This window comes from Wolbachia endosymbiont strain TRS of Brugia malayi, from assembly GCF_000008385.1.
GTDB lineage: Bacteria > Pseudomonadota > Alphaproteobacteria > Rickettsiales > Anaplasmataceae > Wolbachia.
Genome location: NC_006833.1, coordinates 390,026 through 408,321 on the forward strand (window position 1 = coordinate 390,026; position 18,296 = coordinate 408,321).

General features: G+C 34.0%; 14 protein-coding genes, 1 tRNA gene and 1 pseudogene. 7 read left to right on the plus strand and 9 right to left on the minus strand.

Annotated elements, in window-relative coordinates; genetic code table 11:
* Window positions 1-1,573: 1,573 nt before the first annotated feature.
* Both tatC and gap read right to left on the minus strand, forming a co-directional pair.
* On the minus strand, window positions 1,574-2,341 hold the full coding sequence (tatC, locus tag WBM_RS01750) for a twin-arginine translocase subunit TatC (protein WP_011256496.1): 768 nt from the start codon (window positions 2,339-2,341) through the stop codon (window positions 1,574-1,576).
* The gene (gene gap / locus WBM_RS01755; RefSeq protein WP_011256497.1) at window positions 2,338-3,324 is read right to left on the minus strand and encodes a type I glyceraldehyde-3-phosphate dehydrogenase; all 987 of its coding nucleotides are present in this window, start codon (window positions 3,322-3,324) and stop codon (window positions 2,338-2,340) included. Before gap ends, tatC begins: the two co-directional genes overlap by 4 nt.
* A gap of 372 nt (window positions 3,325-3,696) precedes the next feature.
* Between gap and WBM_RS06225 the strand changes: the two are divergent.
* Window positions 3,697-3,899: pseudogene (locus WBM_RS06225) on the plus strand (hypothetical protein); the annotation flags it as partial.
* Window positions 3,900-4,093: 194 nt separating this feature from the next.
* Here the strand turns inward: WBM_RS06225 and WBM_RS01760 are convergent.
* Both WBM_RS01760 and WBM_RS01765 read right to left on the minus strand, forming a co-directional pair.
* The gene (locus WBM_RS01760) at window positions 4,094-4,336 is read right to left on the minus strand and encodes a hypothetical protein (protein WP_041571436.1); all 243 of its coding nucleotides are present in this window, start codon (window positions 4,334-4,336) and stop codon (window positions 4,094-4,096) included.
* Between the two features lie 109 nt (window positions 4,337-4,445).
* The gene (locus tag WBM_RS01765) at window positions 4,446-5,897 is read right to left on the minus strand and encodes a replicative DNA helicase (protein WP_011256498.1); all 1,452 of its coding nucleotides are present in this window, start codon (window positions 5,895-5,897) and stop codon (window positions 4,446-4,448) included.
* 111 nt (window positions 5,898-6,008) lie between these two features.
* On the opposite strand from WBM_RS01765, the gene WBM_RS01770 reads away from it, so the two are divergent.
* From WBM_RS01770 to WBM_RS01800, 6 genes are all read left to right on the plus strand, one after another.
* A tRNA-Leu gene (locus WBM_RS01770) sits at window positions 6,009-6,091 on the plus strand.
* Window positions 6,092-6,113: 22 nt separating this feature from the next.
* Complete coding sequence (locus WBM_RS01775; protein WP_011256499.1) at window positions 6,114-6,737, plus strand: RDD family protein; 624 nt, start codon at window positions 6,114-6,116, stop codon at window positions 6,735-6,737.
* Between the two features lie 1,030 nt (window positions 6,738-7,767).
* The gene (locus WBM_RS01785; RefSeq protein WP_011256500.1) at window positions 7,768-8,109 is read left to right on the plus strand and encodes a DUF721 domain-containing protein; all 342 of its coding nucleotides are present in this window, start codon (window positions 7,768-7,770) and stop codon (window positions 8,107-8,109) included.
* Between the two features lie 37 nt (window positions 8,110-8,146).
* Window positions 8,147-8,461 carry a 50S ribosomal protein L28 gene (rpmB, locus tag WBM_RS01790; protein WP_011256501.1) on the plus strand — a complete coding sequence of 105 codons (315 nt, stop codon included), beginning with the start codon at window positions 8,147-8,149 and terminating at the stop codon, window positions 8,459-8,461.
* Window positions 8,454-9,317: a lipoyl synthase gene (gene lipA / locus WBM_RS01795; RefSeq protein WP_011256502.1), complete on the plus strand. Its 864-nt coding sequence runs from the start codon at window positions 8,454-8,456 to the stop codon at window positions 9,315-9,317. The genes rpmB and lipA overlap by 8 nt, the downstream gene beginning before the upstream one ends.
* Window positions 9,318-9,518: 201 nt before the next feature.
* Window positions 9,519-9,755, plus strand: a complete 237-nt coding sequence (locus WBM_RS01800) for a phage tail baseplate protein (RefSeq protein WP_041571440.1) — start codon at window positions 9,519-9,521, stop codon at window positions 9,753-9,755.
* 1,369 nt (window positions 9,756-11,124) lie between these two features.
* On the opposite strand, the gene WBM_RS01815 is transcribed toward WBM_RS01800, so the two are convergent.
* The 5 genes from WBM_RS01815 to coxB form a co-directional block, all read right to left on the minus strand.
* Complete coding sequence (locus tag WBM_RS01815) at window positions 11,125-14,076, minus strand: DUF3971 domain-containing protein (protein WP_011256503.1); 2,952 nt, start codon at window positions 14,074-14,076, stop codon at window positions 11,125-11,127.
* Window positions 14,069-14,506: a ribonuclease HI gene (gene rnhA / locus WBM_RS01820; protein WP_041571443.1), complete on the minus strand. Its 438-nt coding sequence runs from the start codon at window positions 14,504-14,506 to the stop codon at window positions 14,069-14,071. The genes WBM_RS01815 and rnhA overlap by 8 nt, the downstream gene beginning before the upstream one ends.
* Window positions 14,507-14,699: 193 nt before the next feature.
* Window positions 14,700-15,587 carry a heme o synthase gene (locus tag WBM_RS01825; protein WP_011256505.1) on the minus strand — a complete coding sequence of 296 codons (888 nt, stop codon included), beginning with the start codon at window positions 15,585-15,587 and terminating at the stop codon, window positions 14,700-14,702.
* Between the two features lies 1 nt (window position 15,588).
* The gene (gene ctaD / locus WBM_RS01830; protein ID WP_011256506.1) at window positions 15,589-17,139 is read right to left on the minus strand and encodes a cytochrome c oxidase subunit I; all 1,551 of its coding nucleotides are present in this window, start codon (window positions 17,137-17,139) and stop codon (window positions 15,589-15,591) included.
* A gap of 16 nt (window positions 17,140-17,155) precedes the next feature.
* On the minus strand, window positions 17,156-17,920 hold the full coding sequence (gene coxB / locus WBM_RS01835) for a cytochrome c oxidase subunit II (RefSeq protein ID WP_011256507.1): 765 nt from the start codon (window positions 17,918-17,920) through the stop codon (window positions 17,156-17,158).
* Window positions 17,921-18,296: the final 376 nt, after the last annotated feature.

An 18,296-nucleotide genomic window follows, 5' to 3' on the forward strand; every position in this document is an offset into this window, starting at 1 on the left:
CTACACTGCAAGCCAAAGCTAGAAGCAAAACCTTCTGTTTGATCAGGGAGATTTTCAGCAATGATTCCTTTATAGCAACACTTTGGTCATTTGCGGTTGGTTCGTATCACCCCTTTACTGTCCTTTATATCATGATTTACAATCCTTGCTATAACAGTCTGATCTATAGCTCGTTTATCTTTCATCTCTCAAGATATTACTTTTATATCTGATTGATCCTAATCTGCGTCATTCTATTGCCCTAATTTATCAACTTCTTTATTTACCTTAATTTTCTCCACTGCTTGACCTTCTATACTCGTATTTTTTGGTCAAAGAAATCTTTATTGATGTAATAAAAAATAAGACCAGGTATTAGTGAAGTCATTAGATTTGATATAGTATGCGGAACTAAAACCATAGCAGCAACAATATGGATGAAGATTTTTACTAAAATTTTTGCTGTTTTAGCTAGTTTAGAATCGCCATCTTTAATACTGATAGCATCCAAAAAAAGGTAGACACACACAATTGATGCTATTGTTACAGCAGTGGGTACGATGATTGGAATAAGCAAAAAAGTATTAATTGAATTTTTCCCAAAACTAGTTGGCTTAACACTATTATTCAGTGATGTAAGATATTGCTATTGCCAAGCAAAACTTTTCTTTAAATGCTTCATAGTCAGTCTTAATATCTGTGTTTCTATTTGGTTTTGTTCCTGCTTAAGTAAGTCATTGCATTTTATAGTATAAATTTATATACCTGTGCTTAACGGTAAAACTGTTGGCAATCATTTGCACAATCATGATGATTTCTTGTTCCTTTCGTTCCTCACATCTCACTATTAAATCTTAACTATATTAGTATCTTAGTAAAAATTATAATAGTCTGTTAACTTGCGTTTCAGACTTATGAACTATCAAACGTTAGTAGGTAATAGAACCTATGGCTTTGTTATTTTAATTATTATGTAATTCTATTGTGTCTGTTCAGTGCAAATACCTATTTCTTGCGAGTGTGTGTGCTGTAGCTGCTGCTTTGGTAGTTGGATTTGCTGCTGGTGGTATTACATATGCAATATCAAAACCTAGTGATAAAAACTTGATGGAGTCTCATCACCAGCACCTGCTCCTGCTGCTAATAAACCCTGTAGTTAATTTAAAAAACAAGTAGGAAGAAAAAGGAAAGACAGTATCCATGAATGGATAATTCCATTATACTTAAACATGGGAAACAAAGGGGCTAAAAACCCTTTCCACGATCTTCTATCTATTGTCTTTCACACTGCTTAGCTGAACGGATACGGAAAGAAAATCTTTTTCCTTTAAGATCTTCTTGCTTATTTCTCAACCATTTTCTCGAACTAATACCAAAACACCAACTTTCTTATTTAAGTATATGTTGAGGTATTCACAGTATTCTGAATACCTCAGTTGATAATCCAGTAGAATACATAGTTTTATGCATTTGAGTACTTTGGAGACTTACATATATAAAGAACAAAAATTGCATTTTCTCTTGCTAAGTAACTGTGTTTATTTTCCATAATATATATTATGTAATTTTTATAGATGCCAATGGATAGAGTTTTTCATCTATTAGAATCCTTTGCTTTCTTCTCAATATATCTACACATTAGGATGGATAGCTCGTATAGAATTAACATTGGTACAGCAAGCCCTACTTGGCTTAACACATCAGGTGGAGTTAAGATCGCAGCAATAATGAAAATTGCTACTATCGCAACTCTGCGCTTATTCGACAAACTTTGCGTAGTAAGTAATCCAACCCTAACCATTAATGTAAGTATGACTGGAATTTGAAATGCAGTGCCAAATGCAAACATGAATTGGAGAACAAGGTCTAGATACTCGCTAACTGACGGCATAAACTCTATCGGTATGCCGAAGGATTTACCACTGTGTTCAAAGGCGATAAAAAACTTCCAGGCTAGAGGGAATATGTAGTAATAAACTACAGCAGCTCCTGTTATAAATAAAATCGGTGTTGCAATTAAGTATGGCAACAACACTGCCCTTTCGCTTTTGTATAATCCTGGTGCTAAAAACATATAGAATTGCCATGCAAATACAGGAAAAGAAAACAAAAACGCGCTCATTATTGCAACCCTGAGATACACAAAGAATGCTTCTGTTAGATCTGTATAGATTAGAGAAAAGTCGTTGCTATTTTTTGTAACTTCTATTAAGGGTGTAAGTAAAAAATAATATATATTTTCTTTAAAATAGTAGCAAAGACCAAAGACGATGAGAAAAAATAGAAAGCAAAAAATAACCCTTTTTCTGAGTTCTGTGAGGTGTTCATAAAAGGAAGCATATTTGTTAGGGTTTCTATTCATATTCTATTATAGCACAATAATGCTATGTCCAACATCCTTAGTGAAAAAGCCCATTCATTATCGTACCAAGCTGCAACTCTACAGATATCACCTGTAACATATGTGCCAGCTAAATCCACGATTGCACTATAAGGGTTATGCACGAAATCTATTGAGACTAAAGGTTCCTTACATATGGAAAGCACATCATTTACTGAGTTTTTAAATATTTCGTTTATTTCTTTAGCTGTTACTTTCTTGTCAGTGGTGAATTTAAGGTCAACCATAGAAACGTTAGCAACTGGAACTCTAATGGCAGTGCCGTCTAGCTTTCCCTTTAATTCAGGAATGACAGAACCTATTGTCTTTGCTGCTCCAGTTGTGGTTGGCACTATAGATAACCCACAGGCCCTTGCCCTGCGTAAGTCTCTATGGTTACCATCGAGAACATTTTGGTCATTCGTGTAGGCATGTACAGTGGTCATAAAACCGCTTTTCATATCTAAATTGAAGTGCAGAACCTTTACAACTGGAGCGAGACAATTTGTGGTACAAGAACCTGCTGATATTACTTTATGCTCTTTTTTGAGCATATCATTATTCACACCATAAACTATAGTTATATCAGCATCTGAAACTGGAGCAGAGACAATAACTTTTCCTGTATTATGCTTTGCTGCTTCTGCGCGCTTGTTAAATGCACCAGTGCATTCAAGTACTACATCAACATCCCAAGGAATATTTTCAGGGTTCCGTTCTCTGTATAAAGAAAACTTTTTGCCATTTGTAGAAATCCAATTTTCGGACTCATTAAACCCAATATCACCGTTAAATTTGCCGTGAACAGAATCATACCTAATTAAATGTGCATGCTGCTCAGTACTGAGTGATCCATTCACAGCTACAACTTCTATTTGTTCATTATATTTTCCTACTTCATGGATAGCACGCAATACACTTCTTCCTATTCTACCAAGACCGTTAATTCCTACGCGAATCTTCATTTCTTCATCTAAAAAATTTAATTATAGAAAATGTTGTTCAATTTTGCATTCTATTCTTTCGTTTTTTAGTCGGTAACTAACTAGAGCAAAATAGGTAGGCTTTTCCCTACTCTTTCCTTTGTTAGATCTTTCTTATATTGTCATCCCAGTATATAACGCATAGCTATACAAACATTGTAATTTTAGTCCACCAGAGGTGGTGTCATTCCAGCGCGTGACACTAGGCGCGGTTCGTCATCCGCGGATTCGTTCGCGGTATCCCTAGATCCCGCTAACAAGCGGCAGAATGACTGTAGTTACAATATTTAAGAAATTTACTAAACAGCACCAAACAGAAGAAATCTGTCAAACCAGGAAGAAATTCCTTAATTTAAGTTTTTAGGAGCCCCAAAGGCAATTATTGCTACTGCAAGAAAATTAGCACGTATCTTTTATCAAATGTTGAAATATGGACAAGAATATGCGAAAAGAAATATAGACTACTATGAAACACATTATTTAAAGAGAAAGTTGTAAAAAATTTGATCAAAAGGGTACGGAAATTTGGTTATTATTGGTTTAACAAGAAGAGTTGATTGAGGAGTTTTTTAGGAGAAAAAAAAGGCAAATGAGTCCTGGTTAATATCTATTTAAAAACATTGGCATTTTTTTATGTTTTAAACACTTAATAACTACGACTCGACTGCTTTTAAACCGCAACCAATCTAGACTATAATCGTTAAGAAATTTACTAAGCAGAAAAAAGGACAAAAGAAACCCCGTTAGCTAGTTATTCACTATCTATTTTATAATGTTGGAATTTTTTAATGTTTAAGTGCCCAGCAGGAAGATTTGCAGCACTAGCTGACAATGTAGACAACAATGTAAAAGATATGAGGTGCACATAGTGTAAAAAATAAAACACAGATACATTAAGTTTTTCTGTTATTTTATCTGCACAGACTGAAGATAAACAAATAGCTTCAGTACCATTATAAGGGGACCGGCAAAGTTTGTCAAGTAGTTTTTGCATTTCTGTAAGCTACTTTGAATTCTGTTTATCAAATCACAATGTTTGTGCAGTTCATTGATAAATCAAGAAGTCATAGTAAAGATAGACGTTGGCAAAAGATTACTGAAAGCTACAAACTATGCCTTTTCGTGTAATCTTTAAATGCACCTTGGTTAGAGTCAAAATATAGCTTTACACTGCCAATTGGCCCGTTTCTTTGTTTTGCAATAATGAGCTCTGCAACATTTCTAATTTTCTCCATTTTTTCTTGCCACTCTCGATGTTTATTGCTTCCCTCACTTGGCTGCCTTCTCAGTTCGTAATATTCTTCTCTATAGAGGAACATTACTATGTCTGCATCCTGCTCTATGCTTCCTGAATCACGTAAATCAGCAAGTTGTGGTTTTTTGTCGTCTCTTTGCTCAACAGAACGGGAGAGCTGCGACAATGCAACGACAGGAATATTTAGTTCCTTTGCAATTGCCTTTAAGCCTTGTGTCACTTCCGAAATCTCTTGCACTCTATTTTCATTACTTCTCTTTGTTGTTCCTCTGATTAACTGCAAATAATCAATAAATACTGCTTCTACGTTGTATAATTGATATAACAAACGTATTCTGGTACGAAGAGCGCTGATTGATAGCGCAGGAGTATCGTCTATGATGAAAGGCAACTCAGATAATTCCGCACTAGCATTGATGAATTCATGCAATTCAAAATCACTAATCCTTCCAGTTAATGCTTTATAATAGCTAATTCCTGAGTCTATAGTGATCAATCTTGTAGTTAGTTGTTCTGCTGACATTTCAAGTGAAAAAAACGCTACATAGTGTTGCTCATCCGCTCTTTTTTGCAAGACCTTACAAGCATTAAGCGCAATATTTAGTGCCAATGCTGTCTTACCCATAGAAGGCCTTGCAGCCAAAATTAATAGATCAGACTTCTGCAAACCACCAAGGAGCTGATTTAGATCTTGAAGTCCGGTTGTAATGCCTAGAGCCTCTGGATTATTTTTTAGCGTACTAATTTTTTTAACTACATCTTTAACTGAACTTGCAAGCTTTATATATGTTTTCTCACCTAGCCTTTTTACTGCTAAATTGAATAACTTAGTCATCACTTGCTCAATTTGCACCTGTGCAGAATTTTCGATGTCATAGTTGTAACTATCATTAACCATCTCCTGTCCGAGCTTGATTAAGCACCTTCTTAAGTAGGTATCGCGGATTATTCTAGTCAAACTATAGATATCGAGTGCAATACTTGCCTTTGCTGCAAGCTTTGCAAGATATTCAACTCCACCACATTCGATAAAAGCTTGGTCGTTTTCAAAAAACATTTTAAGGCTCAGTTCATTGGCAACTATACCGTGTTTTCTGGTTTTAGATATCTGTGTGAAAATACTTTGATGCAGTGGATCATAGAAATTCTCTGCAGTGATTGTGTCTTCAACCGCATCACAGATTCTATTATCACGAATCATTGCGCCAATAAGCATTTGTTCTGCTTCTAAATTATGCGGCAATTTACATATTTCCTTATCTACACTTTTTGAATTGATGAGACTAGCTAGTTTATTCATTTTAAGTTTTTAGAGTAACTGTCGATTATTGTAGAATATTTAGTATTCATTTGAAAGATGTAAGAGCAAAAAAATTTGACTAATCCTGTATTGTCTATACCATTTAAAAAGGCCCCCGTGGTGGAATGGTAGACACGGCAGACTCAAAATCTGCTGCTTGCAAAAGCATGCTGGTTCAAGTCCGGCCAGGGGCACTCAAATATCGGAAAGTGCATTATGTTACACAAATTTTTTGGTCGTTTATTTTCTGTTCTCTCTTCTATAAATATTATTCAAAGGGTAAAAAATGATGAAAATGGGGTATGTTATGTTACAGGACTTAGGCGCTATATCTCGGTATTGCTTGATTTTATTATTATCATTTTATTCTTGTTATTCTTTGGATTTTTTAGCCGAGTCTTAAATCATCTTTTAAACTCAAAAAATGAGACAACATTCAGCCAAATTGCTGCAAAATATCAAATGCAAGTGCCACTGTCTGTAGAAGAAAAAGCGGTGCAGAATAGGTTCATTAAATTATGGATCCTGAGTCAAATAGTCCAATTCATCATGCTCTTTAGCTATGTTGCATATATGTGGATAAAGTTCACTGCTACACCTGGAAAATTATTGCTTGGGCTCAGAGTTGTAGATGCGCAAACTTTTGGAAAAATGACCATAAGACAGGCAACTAAGAGGTTTTTTTCCTTTATATTGTCGGTTGCACCATTATTTTTAGGCTTCATATGGTCAAATTTCAACAAGCGCTGCCAAACTTGGCATGATAAGATCGCAGGCACAGTGGTTGTTACGAGTAAAAGCCTTAGAAGGCAAAGTAAGAAACTGCTTGACAAAATTTAACAACTTCCTTACCATAAATAGTAAAGGTATTTCTGACTCACAGCCGAATGGGTTCAATGGCAAAATTTAGTAAAAAAAAATTAAGGTGTTTTTTGGTGGTTACACCAAATTATAGTAGTTGTATATCTTTTAAGTTTTTCTGCACTCAGCCAAACAGCGCTTAAACTAAGCGTCAGCAAATTATTACAGTATCAATTTAAATTATTATAGGGTCAAAACCAGCACTACGGTATTTCTTTTGCCTTTTTTATTTAGTAAGTTTCTTAAATATTCGTAGCTAAAAGTTAATTGCACAAGATCTACCTTAAGGGTCCATTAAGCCAAGTAGCTGAAACTGAAATAGCATCTAGTTCAAAAATTCACTTAGGTTAATGATAGTTAAATATCCCTAATTAAAAACAAAGAGAGGTCAGTTAATTATAAAATGGAGGTGGTGGCACAAAAATTTGGTGAATGGAGCAATTGCGGTTTATCTGACAAGTGCTATTTTGACATGATTTTTTTATAAAAATGCTGCTTTTTGCGGTGTAAGACCGAAGGGTAGAGCTGCTATTCCAGCATGTAACGCTGGAATGCAGAGATTTAATCTATGGTAAGTAACAGAGTAACAAAAAATTGATTTTATAATGCAGGATATCTTGCTAATATATTTGTATGGCTTTTAGATTAAGGAATATCTTATTAATATCACTTGTAACTGGTTTACTTACTGGTTGTTTTACAACACTATTCTCTGATTCTGCATAAGCAATTCGAATGAAGGTAGTAGGTAGTGAAGGCGACTTAATAGAAAAAGTTGAATGCGTTATAAATGACCCACCTGGGGTGAGCCTTTTTATTACAGTTTGTTGATTGTGAAAAGGTAGATTAAAACAACTAAATATGATGATAGGTGAAAGTTTTAATAAGGTTGTTTTATTAAATCTACTATGGTGGTCTGGTTTTATTATCGACACAGCTACCGGATCTTATAAATAATATCTATCACACTATGTTGTAACCATGGAGAAATCTAGTTCATAGTGAAAAAATGCTTAAACGCAGTGGCCCGAAAAAATTAAAGTCTATAGTGGAAAGTTGTGCATTGAAATGCATAAAGAATAGAATAAGCAGAAATGAAATACGTCTTATTTTAAACTGGAAGAATATAGTTGGAATAGAAATAGCAGAATGTACAAAACCGAAAAAGATCTCATATGCACAAAATATAAATTCAGGTGTATTGCATCTGGTGGTAATAAATGGTAGTAAAGCATTGGAAATTCAGCATATGGTCTCTCTTATGATAGAGAAAATCACGATATTTTTTGGCTACAAAGCAGTATATGGTATAAAAATTAAGCAAGAGAGTATTGACTATTTCACTATATAAGGTAACCTAAATACATAGAATAACTTGGTATATCAAAGTGAGTAGAGTTTGCGAATTAACAAATAGAAAGAAATCTTTTGGTAATAAGGTATCACATTCAAATCGTAAAGCAAAACGCATCTTTCTTTTAAATTTACATAATGTTACATTGATAAGTAATATATTAAATAAAAAATTTAAGTTTCGTGTAGCAATAAGGACCTTAAGGACTATAGATTATAAAGGTAATCTTGACGCTTTTTTGCTCAATACAAGAACAGTTAAACTAAGCAAAAAAGCACAAAAAATAAAAAGAAAGTTGAAGAAAGTTTTAGCAAAACAAGAGGTAGAATTAGGCATCTCAGATGCATAGCAAGCCTCCATGGCTCAGAGCAAAAGCTCCGACTGGTGAAATATTCAATGAGACCTTAAATACTGTTAAACTGCATGGTCTACATACAGTGTGCGAAGAGGCTGCATGTCCAAATATTGGTGAATGTTGGAACAAACGTCATGCTACTGTGATGATTCTTGGTTCTGTTTGCACTCGTGCTTGTGCATTTTGCAACGTTGCAACTGGTATCCCTAATAAGTTAGATCCTCACGAACCAGAAAATTTAGCAAAAGCAATAAAAAAGTTAAACTTAAAATATGTTGTCATTACCTCCGTCGACCGTGATGATTTACCAGATGGCGGAGCAAGTCAGTTTATAAAGTGTATAGAAGAAATTAGAAAAATAACTCCAGAAACAACAGTAGAAATTTTAACTCCTGATTTTTTAAATAAGAAAGGAGCGTTTGAAGCAATCGCTGTTGCATCACCTGATGTCTATAACCACAATATTGAAATGGTGCCAAGATTATATGCAAGAATAAGACCGCGTGCTCGTTATTTTCATTCACTATATTTGTTGAAGATGGTGAAGCAAATTAATCCTAAACTCCTCACAAAGTCAGGGCTCATGGTTGGTCTTGGAGAAACGAAAGAAGAAGTACTTCAAGTTATGGACGATTTACGAAGTGCTGAAGTTGACTTTATCACAATCGGTCAATATCTTCAACCAACTCCAAAGCATGCAAAGATTGATAGGTATGTTACCCCAGAAGAATTTGAGCATTATAAATATATTGCTTATTCTAAAGGTTTCTTAGTGGTTGCATCTAGTCCACTAACTAGATCATCATACCATGCTGAAGAGGATTTTAATAGGCTCAAGGCTTGTCGTTAATACTAGATTTCTTCAAGATCTGAAACACGATTGTGTAAATCATATGTAGTTAAGTTAAGCAAGGTTGAAGAATTGAGAGATAAGCTTCAAGTTAAAGCGGCAGATTTAAGCTAGTAAAGTTGTTTTTTTACTTTTTTATGAATCCTGAGTGCAAGATGCACTTGTTTCACTTACCACTTTTAGCGGTTTATCACCTAAACTATGTTCCACTTTTGTCTCACATTACGTTTTGGTAAGCTACCAGACACGAGTCTAATTGCAAATTCAAATCTAGCACTAATTGGAAAAGAGGTGGTAGAATTCCAAAGTGCTGAACTTGCAGATAAAAATAAATATAAGATGAGTAATCTAATTAGAGGGCAAGAAGGTACCGAAGAATATGAGTATACTGCAGGTGAGAAACTCACTCTGCTTGATGATTCAATAGTACCTTTTTGAAGCTCCAAGGGGAAAAGAATTTTACCTTAAAGCAGTTACTTATGGTGATTCATTGTGCAATACGTGGGCAAAGGCATTTCTATAGTAATTAAAATTTAACAAATATATACTTAAATTAGTATTAATGATAGAGGTATGACATATTAAAGAAAATATTTAGTAAGTTAAAAGGTAAAGTGAGGAAGTATTAGTATACTAATCTAAGGCCTACAGAAGAAACGCTCAATTTTGGTTATAAATACATAAGGACCTAGATATTGATTTTAACAGCGAATATAAATTTGCTCATAATCTTATTATTAATGGAAAGATAATAACTAACAACTTTATTAAAAATCTATATTCAAAATATGAAAATCTAACTCCAAAGGATGGATAGGGGTGAAAAGGGGAATTACCGTCTATTCCTTAAAGAGGTTTTCACAGAAATGTTTGTGCGTGCTGGTGCAACAGCTCTCAATAACTCTATTATGGAAGAATTGATAACCTATTATAACAGATCTGGGTACATGAGATTTACCTCTTTACAGAATTTATTTTATCCTTTTGGATTATGCATGTACTCCTTAAAATTTCTAACTCCCTTCTACAAAGAAAGGATTTATATGGATTATAAAGGCCCTAATTGTTGGAATTTAGTTTTAGCGTAAACGAGTGTGTATACAATAACCAACAGGTTCTAGTATGCGATCTACAAAACTCAATGGAGTTTAAATTAAAAAGTAAAGATGAAAATGTAGCGTATGACATGGTAACGTATCTCTTACTATCCTAAAGAGTTAAAAAAACTACAAAGCAAATGTGTTCGGTATTATTGTTGAATATTTTCAGAAGTTTTGCAAAAAATTGGGCTTTAAATTTGAAAATAATTCCCTCTTTAGTAGACTCCATCGCATATCCATAGGTAGACTATTTACTTGTACTTGCAATAGGTTTATAATCCTTATCGTTTTCAGAAATAATAGAGTATTGCTCTTCTTCAACTCTTCTCTTCACTAGCCAAGTAAAACTTGCAATATTATCTTAATATGCGGTAAGTCAATCATTTCCATGGCGGTTTTGCCGATGTGAGAAGGAGGGTATTCTTTAAGCATAAGTGACCTCATTGAAGGAAAAGAAAGCTTATATATAACCAACACTACTTACTTGAACGGACATGCTTTCAAATTTTGTCTTTGTGATTCTTATAGTACATTTTTTCTCACTATCTGAAATAGCTATAATATTGCTTGGTGTAAGCCACACATATTTTAGCAGTACATTGCCTCGGCAGTTCATCATATTTGGCGTCAATTGGATAGCCAAAATAGAGAATTATCCTGAAATTCTTGCCATTTTTGATCTTGCAGAGAAGTAACTTTCCCTTTGGTTACACCGAGCTAAACTTCTTCTTCATACCACCTTTCAAACTGTTGGTAATAGCTTCGTTAGCCTTGGTCATAGCGCGATCAAATACTCCCAACAACCTCTTTAATAAGCTTGGAGTTAGCGAAGAGATAAAATTAACAAATATATTACTATTTTTATCATCTCCGCTTGCTTTGTAGTCTATCGAAATAATTCCCCTACTTTTCCCGCCAGTTAGAAGTTTCCCAACTATAGGAATTTTTAACAGAGACTTATTAATCGAATATGCCGGTATTACTTGTCCTTCAACTTGAAATTTATAACCTCTAATATCAAGCTTGCCACTAGTACTAATACCTAACTCCGCTCCTTCAAGCCAAGATTCTTCAATTTCAACAGTACCATCTTTATGTGAAAAAGGCGCGTTATACTTATAAAAGTATACACCTTCATTCTTTATAGTATTCACAATCCCAGGAAGCGAAGACATCGATAATAAAGTAGTGAGTAGTGGAGCATCTTTAATATAGAAATTACCAATAGATAGCATACCATAATGTTCTCCACTTTCCCTCTGAGGAGATAGGTAAAAAGATAATTTACCATTTTTGACTGATTTACTAATGCCTAAAGAACGCAAAAGCATACCTGAATTATCCGCATGTATTTCCAGTCCTATTTCACTGTACTCTGCTAGTATATTACTGTTATCTTCTAGAAACTGCCCTGTAAATTGACTTCCATTGCAATTACCTTTAGTGCAGCTTATATTTAAGCTAGCATCTTTTATAACAATGCCTTCCTTCATAATTACATTGTCAACATTCATACTAACTTCCACATTATTGCTTAATCCACTATCATTTTTGCCAAGTAAATCTAAAACATCACTTAAGTTAATTTTCTCACCACAAACGTTTATGATATTTTTTCCCTTACTTGACTTAATTTCTATACTAAGATCATTATTAGGCAACTTAAAGCTACTAGTATTTAAATACAAATCCCCATTTTCTACTCTTCCGCTAAATTTTATATCTAAATCGCTCCCTATAACATCTAACCTGTCTATTAACAACCTATTGGCCCCTTTTAACTTCACAGAGAACAAAATTTTATTGTGATCCTCAAAACGATTTTTCCACCCTAAATAACTTGAACGCAATTCAAACTCTGATAAATCTACATTACCATTAACATATCCAGTCTTATCTTGATTTATCACTGATTCTATATTCGCATTGAAGTAACCACCATTGAAATTAAGTATTTGAGCAGGTAAATCTCCGGTCAAACTCCAGGTAAAACTTTCATTTTTGTTACTACTTTTTAGGTCAAATAGCAGCTGTGTATTATTTACTATACCACTACCATTCAGATCTATAAAGTCACTGCCAAAATCAAGCTTAATATCATACCTACCAAGATTTGCATCATAGATAACTAGATTGTCAATTTCAGAATGAAATTTGGCAGAAAAGTTCACTTCTTTATCATCAGCGTTTATGTTAAAGACGCGAAAATTGAATACAGACTTTGCTGCTCCCCCTATTTTGTTCTTTTCAACCTTAATCACATCATCCAGCTTAAATTTTATAGGCTCATACAATCCATAAGCATCACTTACAGCTTGGCCATTAATGGTTAAAACTGAATCTTCCCTGTCAAGAGAATTCATTTCAATATTACAACCATTAATAGTGAAATTCTGAAACTTAGCGCTATTTACAGTAATTTTGAGACTGTCATTCTTAAGAACCAAGTCACCGCTTAATTCCCTTACTTGCTCAAAATCTTCATCAAATTTTACGCTGCCATTTTCTATATCAGCAACTACAATGACGTCTGACAGATCATTATTAATCAAATTGTTAATTTTGCCATTAAAACTTACAATTACATTTAAAATGTTTCCATCAATGTTATCACAATACCAGCTTTTAAATTCACTATTTATTATGTAATCTGGTACGTAAGTGCATAAATCCTTTGCAGCAAATTTACTAATATTAACTCTAAACAAAGCATGATTTGCACTAAAGTTCATCTTGCCCATTAAAGAGAGATACGTACCATTTAGATTAAAATGAAAGTTTTTTACACCAATGACCCCATCACTATATGTTAAATTTATATTCACATTAGTTATGGCTAAGTTTTTATTCACACGATTTTCTGTATTTAAAATATATACATTCCCATCTATAATCTCATTCTTTCCACTAATTCTCATCGAGAAGTTTCCCTTAAACCCTATATTTTTGCCTAAATTGTAATTTTTAATTAACGTGGAAAACTCACTAAATAGTTTCAATTTTAGGTTATAAAATATCCCATACACATTTAGCAAACCGTTGCGATTTTTTATCGTAATAGACAAATCATCCAAAAACCCCTTTTCATCTTTTGTATGAACACGAATATCTAAAACATTAAAATCTTCCCTTTTCCCTATATATAATTCATCAATAAATAATTCACCTTCCGTGCTTTTATTGATCGCAATGTTAGTAATTTCAATCCTCGAACCTGTATTTAAGTCAAAAAAGAATTCCCTTACTGCTTTTAAAGAATTTTTCAAATCAAAATCAACCACTTTAAAACCAGCTTTTTCCTGATCGACATACGCACACACACTATCAGCTAGAACTTGAGAAATTTTTACATTAGCTCTAAACAGGGAACTTAATTTGAAATGTACAAAAAGATTAGGAGCTTCTATAATAAAACCAGAATTTACTATTTTCAAATTTGTAATAACCAAATAGGGGTCCTTGCCGTCTTTCTGCAAAATAACTGAAGTACTCCCAATATCAACATCTGAGTTGGCAAATGTTTTCGATATTTTACTCTTTACATAAAAATTGATATAACTAATATTGATTTCTAAAGGACTTTCACCTTTAAAAAAAATAAAGAAGCAGAATATCAACAATAAAGCTATAGAAAATGATATAATAATCTTTTTAAGCATCGATTATCGCTTTTCTTGCTAAATTATTAGCCTCCTCATTATGTTTATCACCATTGTGAGCTTTAACCCACTTCCAATTAATTTTGTGTTGTGAAGCAATATTATCCAATTCTTTCCACAACTCTATATTTTTTACTGATCTTTTACTACTTGTCTTCCAGCCATTCACTTTCCACTTACTTACCCACTCTGTTATACCAGATTTAACATAGAGACTATCCGTATACAAATTAATATTACAAGAAAATTTTAACGCCTTTAGTCCATTGATCACTGCTGTTAACTCCATCTTATTGCTTGTAGTATTTTCTTCTCTACCATAAACATCTTTTCTATAATCTTGAAATAATATAATAGCCGCCCATCCTCCTGTGCCAGGATTACCAGAACATGCTCCATCCATGTATATTGTTACTTCCTTTCTATTCACCTTTAACCATAACAAATTAATAAAGTATATAATTGCTCCTATGAAAGTACAATTTTAATGAAACCTATAAATGCACAGGCAGTTTAAGCTGCACCTTTAAATTTTATTATAGAAACAAAGAAAAGTGCTACAATGAGCGTTATTAGAAGAAAAAGTAAAAAATAGTTTTTATATTTCTGCTGTTCTTTCATAGTTAAAACAAATCAATAGAACACAAAATAATACTAGCAAACAGAAAAAATAGATAAGAGATTGAGTAAGAAAACATTCTTTTCTGTGAGCTGTGATCCTTCAACTTCATAATGGACACAGCATGCCAAATAAAAATGCAACCTCCAAAGATTGCCATACCTAGATAAAATGGAGCCCTTTTCAAGAATAGAGCTGGAAGTAAGCTAGTTAACACCAGCAACACACTATAAACTAATATATATTTTCTTGTTTTCTCTGGGCCGTAAACAACATTGAACATTGGAACTGATGCTTTCTCATAGTCTTCAGACTTATTCAAAGACAAGGCCCAAAAGTGTGGTGGAGTCCACATAAAAATTATTAAGAATAGAACAAAACCCCTCCAACTCACAGAATCAGTCACAACTGCCCAGCCAATTACTGGAGGAAAAGCACCTGATGCACCACCGATAACGATATTCTGCGGAGTACGCCTTTTGAGCCAAATCGTATATATGAAAATGTAAAATAATATGCCAATTGCAAGCAAAATAGCAGAAATATAGTTTACTGCTATTGCCATAATAAATACTGATAATACCCCAATGGTTACACCAAATTCAAGTGCACTTTCCGCAGAAACCCTACCAGAGGGTATAGGACGAGCTTTTGTCCTCTTCATGAGCAGATCTATGTCCCTATCATACCACATATTTATAGCACCTGCAGATCCTGAGCCAAGAGCAATACATATAAGGGATATTAGTGCCAGAAAAGGGTGAATACTACCTGGAGCAGCAACCATTCCAGCAACTGCAGTAAATACTACAAGGTACATTATCCTTGGCTTCAGCAAACGCCAAAAATCCAGTACTGTCGATTCAACGTTTAACAAAGTATTTGCGTGCATTCTATTTTATCACTGGTGGTTTTTCGAAAGCATGAAAAGGCGGTGGTGAAGATATTGTCCACTCTAAAGTATCACCTCCCCAAGGACTATTTCCAACTTCCTTACCCCATTTGAAGAGGTGTATAACTATAAACACGAAAAACATAACTGAAGTAAAGGACATGTATGAACCAATTGAGGATATGTAATTCCAAGGTATGAACGCATCAGGATAATCAGGTATACGTCTTGGCATGCCAGCTAACCCCAGAAAATGCTGAGGTAAAAAAGTGATATTGGTACCAATAAAAGTAAGCCAAAAGTGTATTTTCCCCAGGCATTCATTATATTGTTTACCTGACATTTTGCCTATCCAATAATAAAAGCCAGCAAAAGCTCCGAATAAAGCAGCCAGCGACATGACATAATGAAAATGAGCAACAACATAATAGGTATCGTGCAAAAGCTTGTCTATTCCACCATGAGACAGAATTATTCCGGTTATACCGCCACCAACAAACATGAAAATAAAACCCAGTGCAAAAAGCATAGGTGTTTTAAACTCAATTGCTCCACCCCACATAGTTGCAATCCAGCTAAAGACTTTCACGCCAGTTATAACACCGATAAAAATTGTAGTGGTGCTAAAAAATATAGCAGCATCTTCACTAAGCCCAACAGTGAACATATGATGAGCCCAAACCATGAAGCCAAATATTGTTATACCTATCATAACATAAACCATTCCCATATAACCAAATACAGGCCTATGAGAAAAAGTTGACACAACCTGGCTTATGATGCCAAATGCAGGAAAAATAATTATGTAAACTTCAGGATGACCAAAAAACCAAAATAGATGCTGAAATAACACAGGATCACCGCCACCAGCAGGATCAAAAAAGGAAGTACCAATATTGCGATCAGTAAGCAGCATAGTGATAGCACCAGCAAGCACTGGTAAGGCGACAATTAGCATGAATGACGTTAACAAGATAGACCAAACAAACAATGGCATCTTAGTTAATGACATTCCTTTTGTACGCATGTTAAATATAGTAACTATAAAGTTGATCGCTCCAACAACCGACGACACACCAGCAACATGAAGTGCAAATATAGCAAGGTCAACTCCTGCACTTGGATGGGACATGACTTGTGATAAAGGTGGGTATAAAGTCCAACCTGTTCCAGGACCCTCACCAACAAACACTGAAAGGATAAGCAAAATAAAAGATGATACTAATAACCAAAAACTTAAATTATTCATACGAGGAAATGCCATATCTGGTGCACCAATCATAAGAGGCACAAACCAATTACCAAATCCCCCTATTAGAGCTGGCATTATCATAAAAAACACCATTATCAACGCATGTCCTGTAACCATTACGTTATATAATTGGTAGTTGTTGTTGAATATATTAATGTGCATTAGCTGAGTGCGAATAACTACAGATAATAATCCACCAATGATTCCAGATAATATGGAAAAAATGATATACAGAGTTCCTATGTCTTTATGATTAGTAGAAAATAGCCAACGTCTTATACCTTTTGGTATGCCACTCATAATCTGTACCCCAAATTTAACTTACTAATTTTTTATTTTCAATCCACTTATTAAAATCTTCCTTGCTTACTGCTTCAATAACAATTGGCATAAATCCATGACCTTGACCGCACAATTCATAGCATTGCCCATAATAAACACCAGGTTTTTTGACGTTAAACCATGCTTCATTAAGCCTACCTGGTATTGCATCGATTTTTATGCCGAAAGCTGGTACTCCCCAGCTGTGTATCACATCTCCTGCCGTCACTTGCAAACGAACGTTAGTATTAACTGGCAAAACTACGTTATTATCAACAGAAAATAGCTTCAAATCTCCTTTGACAAAATCATCTTTTTCCTTAATATAGCTATCAAACGACACACCTTGATATTCCGGATATCGATAGCTCCAATACCATTGATGACCAATAACTTTTAGTGTTATGTCAGCCTTCGGTATTTTTTCTTGTAGCTTAAGTAATTTAGCATTCTCAAAAGCCAATATACCAACAATAATCGTTGGTATAACAAACCAAACAATTTCTAAAAGAATACTATGATGAGTTTTACTTATATTTGTTACTTTGCTTTTACGAAAGCGAAACATTACATAAGCTAGTAATGCCCATACAAAAAGCATTATTGTAACCATCACACTCATCACAAACAAATGTGACTTAACTATAACCTCCATTATCTCAGTTGCAGGGGCAGGAAACCCAAATTGCCAAGAAGTAGGAGCAGAGGCAACTGATATGCCTGAATAAAACATTATCAACAGTGCTAATAACTTCACCATATTTGTTTACTGTAAAACTAAGTGACATACTGTATAATAGTATATATAAACTTACTATGCAAACAGAGATTAGTGATGGCTAATAATTTTTTAGCATTCAATAGCTATAATAACACAATACTAATTTGAGGAAAAAAGCATTTACATGAATCTATTTTAGGTTAAAATATTATAATATTTTAAATTAAGTATTTACTTTAAGTAAATTCTATAATAAGTTTAATAGTGTCTGTTACTGCTAATAACCCTCTAGCCTCACACCTAAAAGCAGTAACAGACACTATTAAACTTTATAGAAAATAATCATAGAACATACTATATATCAATACAAAATTTTCTATTCAGCATTGTTTCTATTATTTTAAAGAGTTGAAAC

Coding starts and splice junctions, on each gene's coding strand:
- tatC (WP_011256496.1), bottom strand. CDS start 2,341: ATGAATAGAAACCCTAACAAATATGCTTCCTTTTATGAACACCTCACA.
- gap (WP_011256497.1), bottom strand. CDS start 3,324: ATGAAGATTCGCGTAGGAATTAACGGTCTTGGTAGAATAGGAAGAAGT.
- WBM_RS01760 (WP_041571436.1), bottom strand. CDS start 4,336: ATGCAAAAACTACTTGACAAACTTTGCCGGTCCCCTTATAATGGTACT.
- WBM_RS01765 (WP_011256498.1), bottom strand. CDS start 5,897: ATGAATAAACTAGCTAGTCTCATCAATTCAAAAAGTGTAGATAAGGAA.
- WBM_RS01775 (WP_011256499.1), top strand. CDS start 6,114: ATGTTACACAAATTTTTTGGTCGTTTATTTTCTGTTCTCTCTTCTATA.
- WBM_RS01785 (WP_011256500.1), top strand. CDS start 7,768: ATGCTTAAACGCAGTGGCCCGAAAAAATTAAAGTCTATAGTGGAAAGT.
- lipA (WP_011256502.1), top strand. CDS start 8,454: ATGCATAGCAAGCCTCCATGGCTCAGAGCAAAAGCTCCGACTGGTGAA.
- WBM_RS01800 (WP_041571440.1), top strand. CDS start 9,519: ATGTTCCACTTTTGTCTCACATTACGTTTTGGTAAGCTACCAGACACG.
- WBM_RS01815 (WP_011256503.1), bottom strand. CDS start 14,076: ATGCTTAAAAAGATTATTATATCATTTTCTATAGCTTTATTGTTGATA.
- WBM_RS01825 (WP_011256505.1), bottom strand. CDS start 15,587: ATGCACGCAAATACTTTGTTAAACGTTGAATCGACAGTACTGGATTTT.
- ctaD (WP_011256506.1), bottom strand. CDS start 17,139: ATGAGTGGCATACCAAAAGGTATAAGACGTTGGCTATTTTCTACTAAT.
- coxB (WP_011256507.1), bottom strand. CDS start 17,920: ATGGTGAAGTTATTAGCACTGTTGATAATGTTTTATTCAGGCATATCA.